At 70.8% G+C, this 592-nt stretch carries 1 protein-coding gene; it reads left to right on the forward strand.

Annotated elements, in window-relative coordinates; all coding sequences use genetic code 11:
* On the forward strand, window positions 1–452 hold a 452-nt coding region (locus ACZ7GX_RS44325; protein ID WP_498786673.1), incomplete at its 5' end, for a cellulose binding domain-containing protein.
* Between the last annotated feature and the right edge of the window lie 140 nt (window positions 453–592).

Below are 592 nucleotides of genomic sequence, written 5' to 3' on the forward strand. Positions count from 1 at the left end.
TCACCATGCACACCAAAGCCACCGGCAACCTCACCCAATGGCGCGACTGGACCACCCCCACCCTCACCGACGGCCCCACCAGCACCACCACAACCACCACAACCGGCGACACCACCACGACCACTACGACTACGACGACCACCACCACGTCGCAGCAGCCCGGCGGCTGCACGGCGACGGTGTCGTTGAACCAGTGGACGGGCGGTTTCGTCGCCACGGTGAAGGTCACGGCCGGCTCGTCGCCGGTCAGCGGCTGGACCGTCGCCATGACGCTGCCGTCCGGCGCCACGGTCACCAACTCGTGGAACGTCAACCGCAGCGGGAACACCGGCGCGGTGAACTTCACCAACGTCAGCTTCAACGGCAACCTCGCCGCGGGCCAGTCGACCGAGTTCGGCTACCAGGCCACCGGCAGCGGCGCCGGGATGACGCCGACCTGCACGGCCAGGTAGCGGCCACCCGCCCGCTCGCAGTCGGTCAGGGCCCGGGGGGGGGGGGGGGGGGAGGGGTCGCCGGCGCGGGCAGCCTCGCACGGGGCATGGAGGCACACCAACCACAAGCGCCAGCGGAGGTAGGGGAGGTTGTAGGCCGT

The sequence above is a fragment of the Actinosynnema sp. NPDC037264 genome (genome assembly GCF_055603705.1).